This is a genomic window from Herbiconiux sp. (genome assembly GCF_004297105.1).
GTDB lineage: Bacteria > Actinomycetota > Actinomycetes > Actinomycetales > Microbacteriaceae > Herbiconiux.
This window is the reverse complement of record NZ_SCVE01000008.1, coordinates 142,602-160,456: the sequence shown is the minus strand read 5'-3', so window position 1 is coordinate 160,456 and position 17,855 is coordinate 142,602. Positions and strand designations below refer to the sequence as shown.

Below are 17,855 nucleotides of genomic sequence, written 5' to 3'. Positions count from 1 at the left end.
GACCCCACCGACGCCTCAGGCCTCACCTCACGCACAGAAGGAACCACTGCCATGAGAATCCGAAACACCACCGAACAGACCTCCCCCACCCGCCGCTCCGGCCGGCACTGGTACATCAGCGCCGGGGTCCTTCTCGCCGCCGCCGGCGTGTTCGCGATGTCGGCCTGCGCGTCGACCACCGCTTCGAGTGACTCGGTGCCGGCCGCCACCAGCGCGGCCGGCGCCCCGGCCGGCGGACTGCCGGGCGGAGGAGGCACCTCGGGCGAGATCGCGGCCATCACCGGCACCACGCTCCAGGTGCAGGACACCGATTCGCAGACGGCCGTGACCTACTCCGACTCCACCACGATCACCCAGACGGTCGCGGCCGCACTCTCCGACGTCACGGCGGGCGTGTGCGTCACCACGGTGAGTGGCGGGTTCGGCGGTGCGGGTGCGCCCGGATCGAGCAGCACCGACTCCAGCTCGACGGATGCCGCATCCACCGCGGCCACCTCGGTCACGATCTCCGCGGCCACCGACGGCACCTGCACCACCGGCTTCGGCGGCGCAGGCGGCTTTGCGGCGGGCGGCGGCACGCCACCGACGGACTTCCCCGACGGAGCGATGCCGACCGACGTGCCCGACGGTGTGATGCCCACGGGCGCGCCCGACGGCTCGAGCGGCGCCGGCGCCGCCGGCTTCGGCGGCTTCGCGAGCGGACTGGTGACCGCGGTCAGCGGCACCACCATCACGGTGCAGACCACCTCGGCCGACGGCACGACGTCGACCACAGACGTCACCGTCGACGGCACCACGACCTACTCGACCACCAAGACGGCCGATGCATCCGCTCTCGTGGTGGGGGCGTGCGTGCTGGCGCAGGGCGAGTCGGACTCGAGCGGTACCGTCGCGGCGACCTCGCTCGCCGTGTCCGAAGCGGGCGACAGCGGCTGCAGCACCGGCTTCGGTGCAGGCCCCGGCGGTCAGCGTCCCGGCGGTACCGGATCCGGTACCTCGACGAGCGGAAGCTGAGATGGCGCCTCGTACCCCCCGCACACCCCGACAGCCGGCGGCCACTCCCGCCGACGCTGCATCAAGTACCACGGGCACGGAGGCCACGGCCGCCGGCACCGAGACCGCGGCCTCGACGGCTGTGGCCACGGAATCGGCGAAACCCGCTCGCCCGGCGCTGTCGCCCAAGAAGCTGAAGGCGCGGCAGAAGCGCAGACGGCGCATTATCGCGGTGGTCGCCGCCACGGCCGTGCTCTGCGCGGTCGGCGGTGGGGCGGCCTTCGCCCTCTCGCAGGGATCCGGCAACGACTACCGCACCACCGTCGCCACGCTCGGCACGGTCGATGAGAACCTGGCGCTCACCGGCACCATCGCCTCGGCCACGCGCCGCGACTCGGCCTTCCAGGTGGGCGGCACCGTGTCGTCGGTCTCGGTGAAGGTGGGCGACACCGTGACGGCGGGCCAGCAGCTCGCCACCCTCGACACCTCCGATCTGCAGGACGCGATCGACTCCGCCGAGGATGCCGTCACCGCCGCCGAGGATCAGCTCACGAGCGATCTCGATGCCCAGTCGTCGGGCACCACGAGCAGCGCCTCGACCTCGACCTCGACGTCGACGTCGACCGGCACGCTGCCGGGGGCCACCGGGACCACCGGGACATCCGGAACCTCCGGCCTTCCCAGCACCGGTGGGGCGGCCACCGACGCCGGCACGGGAACCGTGCCCGGGGGCGGCTCGGGCTCCGGCTCGGGCTCCGGTTCGGGCTCCGGCTCGGGCACCACGCTCGACACCACGGCCATCGACGCCGCGGTCGCCGCGGTGAAGTCGGCGCAGGAGGCGCTCCTCGCGCAGTACTCCACCGCGCAAGACGCCCTCGCCGCCACCCAGGAGACCATCGCCACCTCGGATGCCACCTGCCAGCCGTTCCTCGAGGCCACCATCGAGTCGCTCACCACCGATGACGGCTCGACCGATGGCAGCGGCGGCGCGGAAGGCGATGCAACCGCAACCGATCCGACCGCTGACGCGAACGCCCAGCTCGACGCCATCAAGGCCGATCTGGCCGCCTGCCAGAGCGCTATCACCGAGGTGCAGACCGAGCAGTCCACGGCGAACGACGCGCAGAGCGCGGTGCTCGACCTCATGACTCAGCTCGACGACGCGGTGGCCGCCCTCCAGACGGCCGTCGCCGACGCCACGGCGGCTGCGACCGCCGGCACCGGAGCCGGAGGCACGAGCACCCCGACCGGTGCGGCCGACCAGAGCGCCACCTCGGCCGACCTCTCGAGCGCGAGTACGTCGACGACCGGCACCACCGCATCCGTTCACCTGGCGTCGGCCGTGACCGTGGTCGCGGCGACCACCCCGACGGCGACGGACTCCTCGGGCACCGGGACCGGCACGACGACCTCGACGGGAACCGCCATCACCGGGGGTACCTCGGCCACCATCACGGCCGAGACCATCCTCGCCGACCAGGCCGAGATCGACCTCGCGAAGGCGGATCTGGCGATCGCGCAGCAGAACCTCACCCTCGCCACGCTCACGGCTCCCATCACGGGAACCGTCGCGGCCGTGTCGATCACGAGCGGCACCACGGTGAGCGCGGCCTCCTCCGACGCGGTCATCTCCATCATCGGCGACGACGGGTTCGTGGTCTCCTCGACCGTGACGCTGTCGAACGTGCCGAAGCTCGCCGTGGGCCAGACCGCCACGATCACGCAAGCGTCGAGCGCGACGCCCCTCACGGGAACCGTCTCGTCGATCGGCGTACTGAACGTCGCGAGCGACTCGTCGACCCCGTCGTACGACGTCACGATCGCGATCGACCCCACCGATCAGGCTCTCCTGAACGGCGCCTCGGCGCAGGTCTCGGTGTCGGTGGCCGCGCAGGACGAGGTGCTCACCGTGCCGACATCCGCGGTGCACCGTGACGGTTCCTCATACACGGTGGACACCCTGGTGAACGGCACCTCGCAGTCCACCGTGGTGGAGATCGGAGCGATGGGCTCGGAGCGCACCGAGATCACCTCGGGTCTGCTCGTGGGCGACGTCGTCGTGCTCGCCGACCTCAACTCGGATGTGCTCGACACCTCAACGAGCGACGACTCGTCGAGCTCGGGCCTCAGCGGTCTGGGCGGTTCGGGTTCCACGGGCACCGGCACCTTCACCCCGCCCGAGGGATTCACCATCCCCGACGGCGCCTCGTTCCCGGGCGCGCCCTCGAACTAGTCCGCGCACGAGGAACGGAAGGACAGAACGCACCCCCCTCGCCAGAGGGTCGAGGGGGGTGCGTTCTCTTCTACCGCGCGAATGAACCTGAGGCGGACGCGTGTTGCAGCGCCTGCCGATCAGGCTCCGAGGCGGTCCGCGGAGGTCGGACGCCTGCGGAGTCGCACCCTCCACGCGGCCAGCAGCGCGCCGAGCGCGAGGGCGAACAGCCCGAGCGGCAGAAGCGGACTCGGCGATGTGCCGGTTGCGGCGAGCTGTGCCGACCCTGCGCCGGCAGTGGTCGTTCCCGCACCCCGCTCGGGCTCCGAGCCGCCCCCGGGCGGAGCGCTCGTTGTCGGCTCCTCGGTCGCGCCACTGCGGTTGCGCACCTCCTCAGGAGTGCCCGAATAGAGGGCGTGCGCGTCGGCGTCGCGCAGCACCATCACCTCCCTGCCATCGAGCAGCCGATACACGGCGTAGCTCTCGACCGGATAGAGGATGAGCGCGTCGAGGTCGGCGGCGCCCCCCGCCCCGACGGTGATGTCGAGGGGCACCGATCCTGCATCGAGGTCGGCCCGCCCGAGACCCCGGATCGACACCGTCCCCTCCGTTCCCGACAGCACGGCATCGGCGGTGAAGACTCCCGGCGAGCTGAGCGTGGCCGCAGCGCCGGCGTCTTGACGCTCGATGGCGCTCAGGAACAGCAGGTGGTCTCCCGACGTCGGACTGTCGAACTCGACATGGTCGGTGGTACCGGCGTCGAGGTGCGCGTACGACCGGTTCGAGAAGGCCGATGAACCGTACCGGATCTCGGGAACGCCCAGGCGGTGCAGCGAGGCCAGGGTCACCGTGGCGTAGCCCTCGTGAGCGACGGGGTTCGTGGAGCTGTTCGAGAAGCGCACGATGATGCCCGCCGAATCGTCGGGGACCGCGTCGATGAGGGTGGTGCGCACGGAGCCCGCCCCCGAGTACCAGGTGCGCGGGTTGTAGCCGAAGCCGCTGTCGTCGGCCAGGAGCGTCTCCGACCCGCCGGCGTCGACCGAGATGACCTCCGCGTCGAGGTCGGTTCCGAACTGCAGCAGGGCGGCGAAGTCGAGCATCAGCGCATCGCCCGGGTGCGGCTGGCCCGGCGCTCCGACCCCGATCCTGGTCTCGATCGAGCCGCCGTCGAAGAGGCGGATGTTGTTGTACCCCGACCCCGAGACGAAGAGGGCGTTCGACCCCTGCCAGTTCTGGTAGATCGGCTGCGTCGAATCGATCGCCAGGGAGTCCTGGTACACCGCGAGCTCATCGACTCCCGAACCGGCGCCCTGCGTCACCACGGCCCGGGCGGGGTCGTTGAGTCCGCCGTCGGGGAGGTCGAGCAGCTCATCGGCCGGCCGGCCCTCGGCGATCAGATCTTCGATCTCGACCGTCGTCGCGGTGCGTTCCTCCACCTTCGTGGCGGTCATCACCGCCAGCGCCTCCGGTACCCGCTGCACACGGAGGATGGCGCGCAGGGCCTCGTCGACCGACTCGGCGCCGCTGTTGCTGTTCAGGCCGTCGATCGTGATCCCGTCGAATGCGAGGCCCCGGCTCTGATCGAACATCGGTGTGCCGAGCGAGTTCTGGCCCATCCACCAGGTGGCTGCCACTCCCGCCATGTCCGCGTACTTCACCTCGCCCGTCACGGCGTAGAGCGCGAGGTAGTTCTCGACATAGCTCGCGGTCCCGTAGTTGATCTCGGGGAGGCCGCTCTTGTTCGGACCGATCTCCATCGACCTCCCCGAGATCAGGAGGTCGGCGAGGAAGCTGTCGGCGGAGAGCTTGGCCGCGTCGATCCAGGCGGAGTGTCCGGTGAGCTGCCCGGCGAGGGCCAGGGCCTTCGTCTGGATGCTGCCCCACTCGTACCAGTTGCCGTTGCTGTGCTTCACCGCTCCGAGCGGATAGCGGTCGAAGTCACCCTCCTGGTAGTACGCGATCCCCTCGGCCAGCTCGCTCACCAGCGTCACCGCCTCAGCGTGCTCAGGGCCCTGCAGCAACGCGGCGTGCTTCACGAGCGCGGCGACCGCGGTGGCGGAGAGCCAGCTGTCGTCGAAGAGCAGCCACGACGGCGAGCCGTCGGCCTCGTGCTGACCGTAGTCCGGGGAGACGAGTTGGCCCACCCGGTCGAGACACAGCTGTAGGCGCTGCGTGAGGCGATCTGCCAGCTCGGCATCGGCATCCGTGATCAGGGGGAGTGCCGTGGCCATGGCCTCATAGGCGCGCGCCGCCCAGTAGCTGAACGCGGTCTGCGAGGAGGCGCTGTCCTTCTTGAACAGGTTCCCGTCGGCGTCGCGGGCCACGAAGTTGTCGAAGTCGCCGTTCGGCGCCTGCATCCACATCGCGAACTCGAGGCCGCGTTTCATCTGCTCGTAGCTGTGGGTGTCGCCGTAGGTCGAGTAGTGCTCGGCGTACACGATCACGGCGCGCGCCACGTCGTCGAGCGCGGAGACTCCCTCCTGCGGGTCGCCGACCCACTCGTAGCCGCTGTCGAGATCGTTGCGATCGATCGGCTCGGCATACAGGTGCACGATCATCATCGGGATGCCGTCGAGCTCCACGTGCTCGCTCAGGAAGTCGAGGTGAGAGAGGTTGGCGTAGACCTCGGAGGTGTCGCCGAGCACGAAGCGCACGAAGAACGACAGGTCCTTCTTCGTCACCTGCCCGTCGTGGTCGTAGTCCAGGGCGGGGTCGCTCGTGCCGGCCGCGATCTGGGCGCTGAACCACGAGGCGTCGGCGGAGTCCACCACGCCGTTCCCGTCGAGGTCGTCGCTGCCCTCACTGCGCAGGCCGGTGAGCCGTACATCGCGCAGCCGCACCGGGTAGGCGGTGGTGTTGCGCAGTTCGAGGGTCAGGCCGTCGGTCGTGGCATCGAGCACGGTGTCACCGGATGCGGTGGCCGCGACATCCTGCCAGCTCGCTCGGGCGAGCCCCGCGGAGTCCGCCGCGCGGAGGAGGCTCGCCCCCTGGTTCCGTACCTCGCCCAGGGTCTCGGTGCCGCTGGGTGTGCGCGGGTCGATGAAGGCTCCGAGCGTCAGGGCCACGTCGTCGTCGCCGCGCATCGGCAGAGTGGGATCGGAGCCCACGGGCACCGTGCGCGACACCACGGAACCGGGCTCGAGTACGGCGGCGGACGCGATGCGGGCCTGCGCGCTCGACCAGTTGGTCGAGCCGTCGAGCTCCTGGGCGAAGTCCGCGTTCGGCAGGGCGACCGGATGCTCGCCCGAACCGCTGTCGACCCAGAGCCGAACCTGGTGGAACTCGATCGTGCCGCCGGTGTCGTTGTGGAGTTCGATGTAGACCGCATCAGCCGCGCTGCCGATTCGACCGCCCGCGGACACGACCTGCGTGGAGACGGTGACCCGCTGACCGCGCGGCAGGGTCGTGAGGTCGCTCCACTCGGAGAGAACCGCGCTCCCGTCGGTCACCCGAGCCAGCACGGTGGAGTCGGCGGTGACGTCACCGTGCAGCGTCACGTCGACCTCGGCCCGCACGAGGTCGCCCCGGGCCGCGCCCGATCCGTCTGTCGTGAGGGGGACGCCCTGGTAGGCGACGCCTGAGGGAGCGAGCTCCAGGGTGCGCTCCTGATGAGCGGCGCCCTCCACCGTCCACCCGCTCTCCAGTGGAGCGCTGAAGTCGGAGTTCGGCAGCTCGTAGTGCACCGGCGCGGGAACGGCCGTCGCCGGGGCGGTGGCGGGCGCGGCGACCACGAAGGCTCCGGCGAGCACCAGGGCGAGAGCGGCGGAGACCGTGGAGCGGCCTCGGGCCGAGTGGCGCGCAGCGCCCGGAGCAGTCGAAGCGGCTGGGCTGTGGTGCATGGATCGGCTCCTCATTCGGCACGGCAGAAACATCGTTGTCTTGCAGTCGCGACCCATCGTCGGCGACGTGATCGGGGTCTGTCAAGGGCGCGACCGAACATCGGATCCGGGGCTTGACGCCGCGTTCTAAACCGGTATAGCGTAGGAAATCTTAAACCGGTATAGCAATCCGCTGATCCGGATGTCGCCTGCGCTACCCGCTGTCCGGGAGAATGGACGCATGAGCAACAGTTACGCCGAGGCCGGAGTCGACACCGAGGCGGGCGACCGCGCCGTCGAGCTGATGAAGGCGGCGGTGCAGCGCACCCACGGGCCCGAGGTACTGGGCGGGGTCGGCGGCTTCGCCGGGCTGTTCGACGCATCGGCATTGGCGGGGTACGCGCATCCGCTGCTCGCCACCTCCACCGATGGCGTGGGCACCAAGATCGCCATCGCCCAGGCGCTCGACAAGCACGACACCATCGGGCAAGACCTCGTGGGCATGGTCGTCGACGACATCGTCGTGGTGGGCGCCAAGCCGTTGTTCATGACCGACTACATCGCCTGCGGCCGGGTGGTACCCGAGCGCATCGCCACGATCGTGGCCGGCATCGCCCGCGCCTGCTCCGAAACGGGCACCGCCCTCGTGGGCGGCGAGACCGCAGAGCACCCCGGGCTGATGGGTGCTGACGACTACGACGTGGCGGGCGCCGCGGTCGGAGCGGTCGAAGCGGATGCGGTGCTCGGCGCCGACCGCGTGCGCCACGGCGACGTGGTGCTCGCCCTCGAATCATCGGGGCTGCACTCGAACGGCTTCTCACTCGTGAGGCACATCCTGGCGGGTGCCGGCCTCGGCTACGCCGACAACTCCTCCGACTTCGGCGGCATCGTCGGCGAGGTCCTCCTCGAGCCCACCCGCCTCTACACGGGCCCCTTGGTGCGCGTGCTGGCCGCGCCGGCGCTCGCCGGGGCCATCCACTCGCTCTCGCACGTCACCGGCGGCGGCATCGCGGCGAACCTCGCCCGGGTGCTGCCGCGCGGGTCGTGGGTCGAGGTCGATCGGGCCACCTGGTCGCCGTCGTCCGTGTTCCGGGTGCTGTCGTCGCTCGCCGGTACCACTCTCGAGAGCGCCGAGGGCACGTGGAATCTCGGCATCGGCTTCTTCGCCGTGGTCGACGCCGCGCAGGCCGCTGCGGTGACGGCCGCGATCGAGGCGGAGGGCATCCGCACCTGGCCGGTGGGCACGGTCTCGACGGCGGCGCGCGCCTTCGACCCTGCCGAGGGCTTCGAGCAGGGCGCCAAGGGCGTCGACGGCGGCGCGGTGCGCCTCGTGGGCGCCTACGCCGACTGACCCGCCCGTCGCTTGCCACAAGTTGTGGCAACTCGGGCTGCGGGGCAACGGTTTCTGGCAAGTCGGTGTGTTCGTGGCATCGGCTTGTGCGGCCGCGCTTGGTGGGTTGCCACATGTTGTGGCAACTCGGGCTGGTGGGCAACGGTTTCTGGCAGGTCGGTGTGTGTGCGGCATCCGCTTGTGCGGCGGCGCCTGGTGGGTTGCCACATCTTGTGGCAACCCGAGGCCGCGGGCAACCACTACTGGCAAGTCGGCGGGCGAGCGGCCATCCCCTCATTCAGCGGCTCAGGGCGGTTGCCACATGTTGTGGCAACTCGGGCTGGTGGGCAACGGTTTCTGGCAGGTCGGTGTGTGTGCGGCATCCGCTCGTGCGGCGGCGCCTGGTGAGTTGCCACATCTTGTGGCAACTCGGGGCCGCGGGCAACCAGTAGTGGCAAGTCGGGGTGTGTGCGGCATCCGCTCGTGCGGCGGCGCCTGGTGGGTTGCCACATGTTGTGGCAACTCGGGGGCGTAGCCCACCGCTTCTGGCAAGTCGATGCGCAGTGCTCGCCTGCCGCGTGCTCGGGCGCTACGATTTCGGCACGCCTGAACGGTGTTCCCGTGCCAGGCGCGCCGAACAGCGGGAGGAGGCGGGCGGATGGCGGCACCCACGAACTCCCAGGAGGCCCTCGAGCGCCTCGATCTCGTCGTGGCCGAGCTCGGCGATCCCGCCATCACCCGCGGCCGCATGATGGGCCGGCCCATCCTCACCTATCGCGGCACGATGTTCGCCTGCCTCAACGGTGAGCTGCTCGGCCTGAAGCTCGGTGCAGGCACGGCCGAGCACACGGCGGCCTTGAGGATTCCCGGCTCCGAGCTCTTCGATCCCGGGGGCAAGGGCCGCCCGTTCAAGGACTGGGTGAGTCTCGCGCCCGACGCCGCCGCCGAGTGGCCGCGCTTCGCATCCGACGCCCTGGCCTTCGTGCGGGGCTGAGGCTCCGGATGCGCGATCCCCGGCTCTTCTCGAAGCTGCGCACCGATCTCGCCGACGGCTTCGCGGGCGGTACCTCTGCCCGCCACCCCGACGGCCAGCTCGTGGGCACGTTGGCCCAGCCGACCGAGCGCCCTTGAATGACTCGCCGTGTTGTCGGATGGTGCGATCTAGGCTGACTTGTCGTGTCGGCGACGCAGCCAGGAGAGAGCCCTCTTCGGTGCCTTCGCAGGTGTCGCAGCCGGAGCTGCGCCCTCTGCGTCTGCGTCTGCGTCTTCGCCATCGCTATCGCCGCCGTCGAGGTTCGCGCGGGATGAACCATCCGATTCGCTTGACGGTGCGAGCGAGCCTCTGTCATCGCCGGCGAGAGCTTCATCGGCTGCCACGTCGTTGTCGGCATCAGCTCCCGCACCAGTTTCACGAGCCGCCACCCCACCGGCGGCCATCACCTCGGCGGGGTTCCCATCACGGGCAGCGCCGACTCCGCCGGTTCCACCGGCGCTGTCTCCACTGCCTCCAGCGGCACCACCGGTTCCTCCGGCGCGGTCTCCGCCGGTGCCGGTTCCTCCGGCGCGGTTTCCGCCGGTGCCGGTTCCTCCGGCGCGGTTTCCGCCGGTGCCGGTTCCTCCGGCGCGGTTTCCGCCGGCACCGGTTCCTCCGTCGTGGTCTCCATCGGCGCCGGTTCCTCCGGCACGGCCCCCACCAGAACCGGCCCCTCCAACAGGGCCTCCATCGCCAGCGGTTGCGCCAGCTTCACGTGCGCCGGCGGCACCGACTCCACCAGCCCCCGCCGCATCCGACTCCGACGCGGCCGCATCCGGATCCGCATGGCTCGCATCGGGCTCGACGCCCGCGGCCTCCGCCTCCCCACCCGCCTCCGCTGAGCCGTCCGCCGCTTCATCGCCCACCGTGTCGCCCACCATGTCGCCCACGGTGTCGCCCACCGCGTCGCCGGGAGCCATCCCGGCAGCCATCCCCCCAGTCCCCGCCGAGTCCAGCTCGAGCTTCACCCGCAGCAGCACCGTCGCCCACGTGCGATACGGCGCCCACCCGTCGGCTATCGCCTCCACCTCGTCGACCGACGGCGGCGCGGGCAACGAGTAGGCGAGCTGCATCGCCGACACCAGCCGCGGCTCCCGGCTCGGCACCTGGTCGGGATCACCGGCCCCCCTGAGCAGGATCAGCTCGGCCGAGAACGGCCCGATGCCCGGCAGCTCCTCGAGCGCGGAGAGAGCATCCTCGCGCGGCATCGATCGCAGAAGTTCGCTGTCGATGGTGCCGCGCCGGGCCACATCGGCGAGATGCCGCAGCCACTCGACCTTTGTGCTCGGCAGGCCGGGGAACTCGGTGAGCTCCTGAAGAACCCGGGGCGCCGGAAAAGCATGGCGTCGAACGCCGTTCACGAGCACGCCCACACCGAGCTGCTGCGACATCCGCTCCTTGAGGGCCGCCGCCTGCGACATGCGGGTGCGCTGCCCGATGATCGCCCAGGCCGCAGCCTCGTACCAGGAGTAGAAGTTCACCGGCCGCAGCCCGTGGAAGCGCTTCTGCAGCGCGCCCACGACGGGATCGCGCTCACCCACCTCGGCGAAACCGCTCCCGTCGACATCGAGCGACAGGATGCGCAGCACCTGCGACTTGGCCGCCGACATCTCGTCGCGCGTGAGTGCCCGCGCGGCGAAGAGCCGCCCGCGTACGGTGCTTCCGGCTTGATCGACGGAGACACCGATCGTTCGCCAGGTGCCCTCGAGGGCGAAGGCCATGTCGAGGCTGTCGGGAGGAGCATCCGCATACGCCGCCGGCGTGAAGCCCTCGAGGAACCGGATGCTCGACTCGAGCGAGAAAGGCCCTTTCGGTTCGATCGTGAACGATCCCCGCGGCGCTTCCGCCGCGAGTCCGCGCGCGTCGACCATGTTGCCTCCTTGTGCCCATCCTGGGGGATGCGCCTGGCAGATGCCAGTGCGGCAGCCGCACGGCGTGGGTGAAGACGGCGGAAGGGCAGCACCCCGAGTACCCTGGGCAGATGACTACTCCCGCACTCGCACACCTCTCCGGCGGACCGCTCGACGACCAGACCATCCCGCTGGACGACGGCGCCCCCGACGAGCTCGTGCTGCCCTACAGCGAGGGCCAGCTCGTGTACAAGCTCGTCACCAGCACCGACGACTCCGAGGGCCCGGCCACCGCCGAGTACCGGTTCAATGAGGTCTCCGAGATCCTCTTCGAGGGCAAGTACGACGAGCACTAGGCCGCGACCAGGCGCCGATACACGGCTGTAACACCCGCGGAGTAGCGTCGTTCCTCACGAAGGAGGGGCTATGGCGTTCGAGGTTCCTGCGGTCGACATCACCGCATACGTGCAGGGCGGAACCGTGGACGACAAGGCGGCCGTCGCCCGGGCGATCGACGCGGCCTGCACCGAGGTCGGGTTCATCCAGATCCTCGGGCACGGCATCCCGCGTGAGATCCTGCAGGGCCTCGCCGAGGCGATGGACGAGTTCTTCTCGCTCGACCTCGCCACCAAGAAGGGCTACCGCACCCCGCCGGAGATCAACCGCGGCTACTCGCCGCCGAAGTCGGAGTCGCTGAGCCTGTCGCTCGGCGTCGAGTCGGCCTCGCGCATGAACGACTTCTTCGAGGCGTTCAACATCGGCGCCACCCAGGCCGACTACCCGGGTGCCGATGTCGACCCGGTGAACTACGCCGAGAACCTGTGGCCGGATGCCGCGCCCGGCTTCGAGCCGCGCGTCACCGCCTACTTCACCGAGGCCCGCCGCGTGGCCGAGACCATGACCGACATCTTCGCCGATGCTCTGGGCCTTCCGGGCGACTTCTTCGACGGCTACACCGACCACTCGCTCGATGTTCTGCGCATGAACAACTACGCCCTGCCACCCGGCACCGTCGACCTCGACGGCGACCTCACCGGCATGGGCGAGCACACCGACTACGGCATCGTCACCGTGCTCTGGGCCGATCAGGTGCGAGGCCTCCAAGTGCTCGCCGCCGACGGCTCGTGGAACGACGTGAGCCCCGCGGATGACGCCCTGCTCATCAACCTGGGCGACGTCACCGCACGCTGGACCAACGAGCGCTGGATGTCGACTCTCCACCGTGTGAAGCCGCCCATCATCGACGGCACCATCGAGCGTCGGCGCTCGGCGGCCTACTTCCACGACGGCAACGTCGACGCCCTCATCGAGACGCTGCCCTCCTGCGTGAGTGCGGAGCATCCGAACCTCTACGACCCCGTCACCGTGGGCGAGCACATCGCCGCGAAGCTCGCCGGCTCGCGAGCCGGCGTGCGCAATGCGGGAGCGACGCGTGAAGCGGCCCGAGTGACGGCAGCCGCGTCAGCGTGAGCCGCGGAGGTCCGCCGCCCCGCCCGGCCCGGCCCCGTCCCGCCCGGCCCCGAGCTGGCGCCTCGCCGCCCATCTACTTGCCGCGAACTGCTGCGTGCGCGGCCGACTTGCCACAACTTGTGGCAAGTCGGGTTATCGCTGAGCCCCTGGTAGCGTCGAAGCATCCATCACCCCTCCACCCTCGGGAGACGCTGCTTCATGACCACGCCTGGCATCCGCATCTCGGATGACGTCCGCTCGGCCCTCGACGAGGGACGCCCGGTGCTCGCCCTCGAGTCCACCATCTTCACCCACGGGCTGCCGCGGCCCCGCAACATCCAGGTGGCGCTCGAGGCCGAAGAGGGCCTGCGGGCCGCGGGGGTCGTGCCCGCCACGATCGGCGTGGTGCACGGCCAGCCCGTCGTGGGCCTCTCCGTGGCCGAGATCGAAGAGCTGTCGAACGACGACGCGGTGGTGAAGGTGAGCCTTCGCGACCTCGCGGTGGCCGGCGCCAAGGGCCTCAACGGCGGAACCACCGTCGCGGCGACCGCCTATCTGGCGGCCAAGGCGGGCATCCAGGTGTTCTCCACCGGCGGCCTCGGCGGCGTGCACCGCGGAGCCGAGGCGACCTTCGACGAGTCGGCCGACCTCGGCACCCTCGCCACGCTGCCGCTCGTCGTGGTGAGTGCGGGCGTCAAGTCGATCCTCGACATCCCGCTCACGCTCGAGCGGCTCGAGACCCTCAACATCGCGGTGGTGGGCTACCGCACCACCGACTACCCCGGCTTCTACATCTCCGACTCGGGCTACGACATCGAGTACTCGGTCGACTCGCCCGAGGAGATCGCCTCCGTGGTCGCGCACCGCGACGCGCTCGGCATCGCGTCGACCGTCCTGGTGGCGAATCCGGTGCCCACCGACAAGCAGCTCGACCCCGCGGTGCACGACGCGGTGCTCGCGGAGGCGCTCGCCGCCCTCGAGGCCGACGGGGTGTCGGGGCACGACATCACGCCGTTCCTGCTCGACTACATCCAGCGGGCGACATCCGGAACCAGCCTCGACGTCAACGTGGAGGTCTACAACGGCAACGTGGCGCTCGGCGGCGAGATCGCGAAGGCGCTCACCGCCTGATCCATTGCCTGGTGGCGCACCAGCCGCCAGAGTGGAGCCATGGCACCCTTGCTGCGCGACCTGATCGAAGGCCTCCACGATCCCCGGGCGCCGCTCCTGCACGTGGCGATCGACACCGGCGACCCGAAGACGAAGAGCGACGAGGAGCGGCCCGTCGTGGTGATGGTGCACGGCATCGCCTCCTCGTCGGCCACCTTCACCTACGTGATCCCGCTGATCGAGCAGACCCACCGGGTGATCGCCATCGACCTGCTCGGCTTCGGCGGTTCGCCCCAGCCCGAGGGAGCCGAGTACACGCTCGAGGAGCACGTCGCCGCGATCGCCCACACCATCCGTTCGCTGCACCTGAAGAAGCAGTTCATCCTCGTGGGGCACTCGCTCGGGTGCCTCATCGCGAGCCGCTATGCCGCCACGCATCAGGATCACGTCGACAAGCTCGTGCTCGTGAGCCCGCCCGTGTACCTCTCGCCGGATGAGATCTCCGATCCGAGGGCCAAGGCGCGGATGAGCGGGTACCTCCAGGCCTTCCAGTACTTCCGCGCCAACAAGGACTTCACCACGGCCACGGCGAGCGTGGTGAGCCGTCTGCTGCCGATCGAGCACGTGATGGAGGTCACGGAGCAGAACTGGGAGCCGTTCGTGAAGTCGCTGGAGCACTGCATCGAGTCGCAGACGGTGATCAGCGACCTGGCGCGGGTCGACCGACCGGTCGACGTCGTCTACGGCCGGCTCGACGAGTTCCTGGTGCAGGGCAACCTCGCGATCATCGGCAAGATGCGCGGTGTGACGATGCATGTGGTGCCCGCGAGCGATCACATGATCCGCAAGCCGATGGCGAAGGTGGTGGCGGCCGCCATCGAGGCGGCTCCGCCGGCATCCTGAGCGCGTGCGACGGAGGCGAAGACCACGAGCAGGTGAGTGATCCGTGCGGAAACACGGAGGACCGGGGCCTTCTCTGGCCTCGGTCTACCTCACACCGACACCGATTCGGGGCGATCCGCTTCAGCGCCCCAGTGCGGTGAGGATCTCGCGGGCCAGTTCGGTCGGCTTCGTGAACTGCGGCCAGTGACCCGTCGGCAGTTCGACGATGGTGACGCGGTCCATCAGCGGCACCTCCGCGAAGTACGGAACTCCTGCCGCGATGGCCTCGTCGATCTCTGCGCGGGTGAACGTGCAGGAGATCAGGGTGATCGGCACGCCGTACCGCTCCCGGTTCACGAGCTTCTGCGGGTCGTGCGCCACGCGAGCCGGCTCGGGGATCGCCACCGCGCGGAAGCCGTCGAGCTGTTCCTCGGTGAGGTCGCGCAGATCGTCGTCGCTGAACTCGTCCCACGGCGGAAGCGGCGCATCCGCTCCCACCGCCTCGATCGACGAATTGATGGCCACGCCGTCGGGAGTGGGGCCGCTGTCGACGTAGATGGCCCGCTGGATGCGGTGGGGCCGGGCATCGACAACCCCGTGCACGATGGCGCCTCCGCCTGAGTGGCCGACCAGCACCAGCGCCTCGTGCTCGTCGAGCGAGTCGACGAGCGCCACCACCTCGGCGGTCTGCGAGGCCAGCGTGACGGCGCTCCGGTCGTCGTCGACCGAGTGCAGCCCCTCGAGAGTGGGGGTGTGGACGGTGAGCCCCGCCTCGCGGAGCGGGCCGACGACGTCGCCCCACGAGTCGCCCTGGAGCCAGAAACCTGCGATGAGTACCACGTTCATGGTGCCGACCCTAGGCCCCACGACCGACATCCGGAACCGGGATCGGTGCCCGCGGCCCGTCAGGCCGGGTCGGAGCCCGTCAGGCGCGCGAGCAGCTCGCGGTAGCGCGCCACGGTCTGCTCCACGATCTCGTGGGGGAGTGTGGGGGGCGTGCCCGTCTGGTCCCAGTTCGCGGCCAGCCAGTTGCGCACGATCTGCTTGTCGAAGCTCGCGGTGCGCTCACCCGAGTCGTACGCCGCCGCATCCCAGTACCGGCTCGAGTCGCTCGTGAGCACCTCGTCGGCGAGCGTGATGGCGCCGGTGGCCTCATCCCGCCCGAACTCGAACTTCGTGTCGGCCAGGATGACCCCCCGCGCCTCGGCGATCGCCGCCGCCCGCGAATAGATCGCGAGCGAGAGGTCGCGCAGTGCCGTGGCGTCGTCGACGCCGACGAGCTCCACCGTCTTCTCGAAGCTGATGTTCTCGTCGTGCTCACCGAGCGGAGCCTTGTAGGCGGGGGTGTAGATGGGCTCAGGCAGCCGGTCGCCGTCGCTCAGACCCTCCGGAAGACGGATGCCGCACACGCTCTGCGTGGCCTGGTACTCCTTCCAGCCGCTGCCCGAGAGGTAGCCGCGCACCACGCACTCGATCGGGAACATCGCGAGCGACTTCACCACCATCGAGCGCGCCGCCAGGTCGTCGGGAACGGCCGGCAGCCGCGCCGCCTCGGCCGCGGTCAGCAGGTGGTTCGGCGTCTCGGCCAGCTGGTGGAACCACCAGCGGCTGAGCGTCGTGAGCAGCTCGCCCTTGCCGTGGATGCCCGGCTCCAGCACGTGGTCGAACGCGCTCACGCGGTCGGTGGCCAGCACGAGCAGGGCGGCGGGCTGCGCGCCCTCGGCCGTGGCCTGCGGCACGTAGAGCTCGCGCACCTTGCCCGAGTAGAGGTGACGCCAGCCGGGAACGGATGCGGCCGAGGTGGTGGTCTCGGTGCTCACGCTGCACCTCCCGCGGTGCCGGTGGCCGGGGCCGGGGCCGCAGCGGGAGCCACTCGCGCCGCGATGTCGGTGCGGTACTGCGAGCCCTCGAGCCCGATGCCCGCCAACGCCCCGTACACCCGGTCGCGCGCGGTGCCGAAGTCGGGAGCCGTGGCCACCACGGAGAGCACGCGTCCTCCCGTGGCACGGATGACGGGTGCGTCGCCCGACTCGTCGCGGTCGGTGGCCGCGTGCATCACGGTCACTCCGTCGAGGCCCGTGCCCGAGAGCCCGGATGCTCCGACGCTGAGTGCCTCGTCGAGCCCCGTGATGACGCGGCCGGTGACCGGTGAGCCGGGGTAGTTCTCGCTGGCCAGCACGACCGTGACCGCGACATCCGGAGCGAACTCGGGTCGCGGTGCCTGGCCGAGCGTGCCCGTGGCGGCGGCGAAGAGGAGGGTGCTGAGAGGCGTGGTGAGCCGCGGCAGCACCACCTGGGTCTCCGGGTCGCCGAACCGGGCGTTGAACTCGATCACCCGGATGCCCTTGGAGGTGAGGATGAGGCCGCAGTACAGCAGCCCGATGAACGGGGTGTTCTCGGCCGCGAGCTGCCGGATGGTGGGCAGGGCGACGGTGTCGATCACCTCGTCGACGAAGGCCTTCTCGCTGCCGAAGCGCTCGTCGAGCCAGGGCAGCGGGGAGTAGGCGCCCATACCGCCGGTGTTCGGCCCCTCGTCGCCGTCGAGCAGGCGCTTGTAGTCCTGGGCGGGGGAGAGGGCGGCGACGGAGTGCCCGTCGGAGAGGAGGAAGAGCGAGACCTCTTCGCCGTCGAGGAACTCCTCGATGAGCACGTCGCCGTGCTGCAGCCAGTGGCGCGCGTGGGCGGTGGCCTCGGCGAGGTCGGTGGTGACGAGCACGCCCTTGCCCGCAGCGAGCCCGTCGGCCTTCACCACGTAGGGGGCGCCGAACTCGGCGAGGGTGGACTCGGCCTCGGCGAGGGTGGCCGCGTTCACGGCGCGGCCGGTGGGAACGCCGGCGGCATCCATGATCCTCTTCGCGAAGGCCTTGCTGCCCTCGAGGGCGGCGGCCTCCTTGCCGGGGCCGAACACGGGGATGCCTCGGGTGCGCAGCGCATCGGCGACCCCGGCCACGAGGGGTGCCTCGGGCCCGATCACCACGAACTGCACGTCTTCGGCCAGGGCGTAGTTCGCCACGGCCTGGGGGTCTGAGGCGTCGAGGTCGACGGTGGGCACATCGGCCGCGATGCCCGCGTTGCCGGGGGCCGCCACGATCTCGTGGGCGTCGCCCTCGCGGAGCAGTGCGGTGATGATGGCGTGCTCGCGCGCGCCGGAGCCGAGAACCAGGATCTTCACCCCCTC

14 protein-coding genes are annotated in these 17,855 nt (G+C 70.4%); 9 read left to right on the top strand and 5 right to left on the bottom strand.

Translation table 11 applies throughout. The features are described 5' to 3' along the window. Positions 1-51: 51 nt before the first annotated feature. Positions 52-1,014 carry a hypothetical protein gene (locus EPO52_RS05315; protein ID WP_290802960.1) on the top strand — a complete coding sequence of 321 codons (963 nt, stop codon included), beginning with the start codon at positions 52-54 and terminating at the stop codon, positions 1,012-1,014. A gap of 1 nt (position 1,015) precedes the next feature. Continuing rightward, entirely contained in the window at positions 1,016-3,226 is a 2,211-nt protein-coding gene (locus EPO52_RS05310) for an HlyD family efflux transporter periplasmic adaptor subunit (RefSeq protein WP_290802957.1), read from the top strand. A gap of 119 nt (positions 3,227-3,345) precedes the next feature. Here EPO52_RS05310 and EPO52_RS05305 read toward each other — a convergent pair whose 3' ends face one another. After that, positions 3,346-7,044, bottom strand: a complete 3,699-nt coding sequence (locus EPO52_RS05305) for a hypothetical protein (RefSeq protein WP_290802955.1) — start codon at positions 7,042-7,044, stop codon at positions 3,346-3,348. A gap of 220 nt (positions 7,045-7,264) precedes the next feature. Here EPO52_RS05305 and purM point away from each other — a divergent pair, with 220 nt between their 5' ends. The 3 genes from purM (at position 7,265) to EPO52_RS05290 (ending at position 9,484) form a co-directional block, all read left to right on the top strand. Continuing rightward, on the top strand, positions 7,265-8,374 hold the full coding sequence (gene purM / locus EPO52_RS05300) for a phosphoribosylformylglycinamidine cyclo-ligase (RefSeq protein ID WP_290802951.1): 1,110 nt from the start codon (positions 7,265-7,267) through the stop codon (positions 8,372-8,374). A gap of 637 nt (positions 8,375-9,011) precedes the next feature. After that, on the top strand, positions 9,012-9,347 hold the full coding sequence (locus tag EPO52_RS05295) for a hypothetical protein (protein ID WP_290802948.1): 336 nt from the start codon (positions 9,012-9,014) through the stop codon (positions 9,345-9,347). Positions 9,348-9,355: 8 nt separating this feature from the next. Then, the gene (locus tag EPO52_RS05290) at positions 9,356-9,484 is read left to right on the top strand and encodes a hypothetical protein (protein ID WP_290802945.1); all 129 of its coding nucleotides are present in this window, start codon (positions 9,356-9,358) and stop codon (positions 9,482-9,484) included. Positions 9,485-9,514: 30 nt separating this feature from the next. Here EPO52_RS05290 and EPO52_RS05285 read toward each other — a convergent pair whose 3' ends face one another. Continuing rightward, positions 9,515-11,257, bottom strand: a complete 1,743-nt coding sequence (locus tag EPO52_RS05285) for a hypothetical protein (RefSeq protein ID WP_290802942.1) — start codon at positions 11,255-11,257, stop codon at positions 9,515-9,517. A gap of 110 nt (positions 11,258-11,367) precedes the next feature. Here EPO52_RS05285 and EPO52_RS05280 point away from each other — a divergent pair, with 110 nt between their 5' ends. From EPO52_RS05280 to EPO52_RS05265, 4 genes are all read left to right on the top strand, one after another. Further along, on the top strand, positions 11,368-11,592 hold the full coding sequence (locus EPO52_RS05280; RefSeq protein WP_290802939.1) for a response regulator: 225 nt from the start codon (positions 11,368-11,370) through the stop codon (positions 11,590-11,592). 70 nt (positions 11,593-11,662) lie between these two features. Next, complete coding sequence (locus EPO52_RS05275) at positions 11,663-12,706, top strand: 2-oxoglutarate and iron-dependent oxygenase domain-containing protein (RefSeq protein WP_290802936.1); 1,044 nt, start codon at positions 11,663-11,665, stop codon at positions 12,704-12,706. A 198-nt stretch (positions 12,707-12,904) separates the two neighbouring features. Further along, on the top strand, positions 12,905-13,816 hold the full coding sequence (locus tag EPO52_RS05270) for a pseudouridine-5'-phosphate glycosidase (RefSeq protein WP_290802933.1): 912 nt from the start codon (positions 12,905-12,907) through the stop codon (positions 13,814-13,816). A 39-nt stretch (positions 13,817-13,855) separates the two neighbouring features. Further along, positions 13,856-14,698 carry an alpha/beta hydrolase gene (locus EPO52_RS05265; protein ID WP_290802931.1) on the top strand — a complete coding sequence of 281 codons (843 nt, stop codon included), beginning with the start codon at positions 13,856-13,858 and terminating at the stop codon, positions 14,696-14,698. A 120-nt stretch (positions 14,699-14,818) separates the two neighbouring features. Here EPO52_RS05265 and EPO52_RS05260 read toward each other — a convergent pair whose 3' ends face one another. Genes EPO52_RS05260 through purD form a run of 3 tightly spaced genes read right to left on the bottom strand, consistent with a single transcriptional unit; the run spans position 14,819 to position 17,849 of the window. After that, on the bottom strand, positions 14,819-15,523 hold the full coding sequence (locus EPO52_RS05260; protein WP_290802928.1) for an alpha/beta hydrolase: 705 nt from the start codon (positions 15,521-15,523) through the stop codon (positions 14,819-14,821). Positions 15,524-15,582: 59 nt separating this feature from the next. Next, on the bottom strand, positions 15,583-16,497 hold the full coding sequence (locus EPO52_RS05255; RefSeq protein WP_290802924.1) for a phosphoribosylaminoimidazolesuccinocarboxamide synthase: 915 nt from the start codon (positions 16,495-16,497) through the stop codon (positions 15,583-15,585). Further along, positions 16,494-17,849: a phosphoribosylamine--glycine ligase gene (purD, locus tag EPO52_RS05250; RefSeq protein ID WP_290802922.1), complete on the bottom strand. Its 1,356-nt coding sequence runs from the start codon at positions 17,847-17,849 to the stop codon at positions 16,494-16,496. Before purD ends, EPO52_RS05255 begins: the two co-directional genes overlap by 4 nt. Positions 17,850-17,855: the final 6 nt, after the last annotated feature.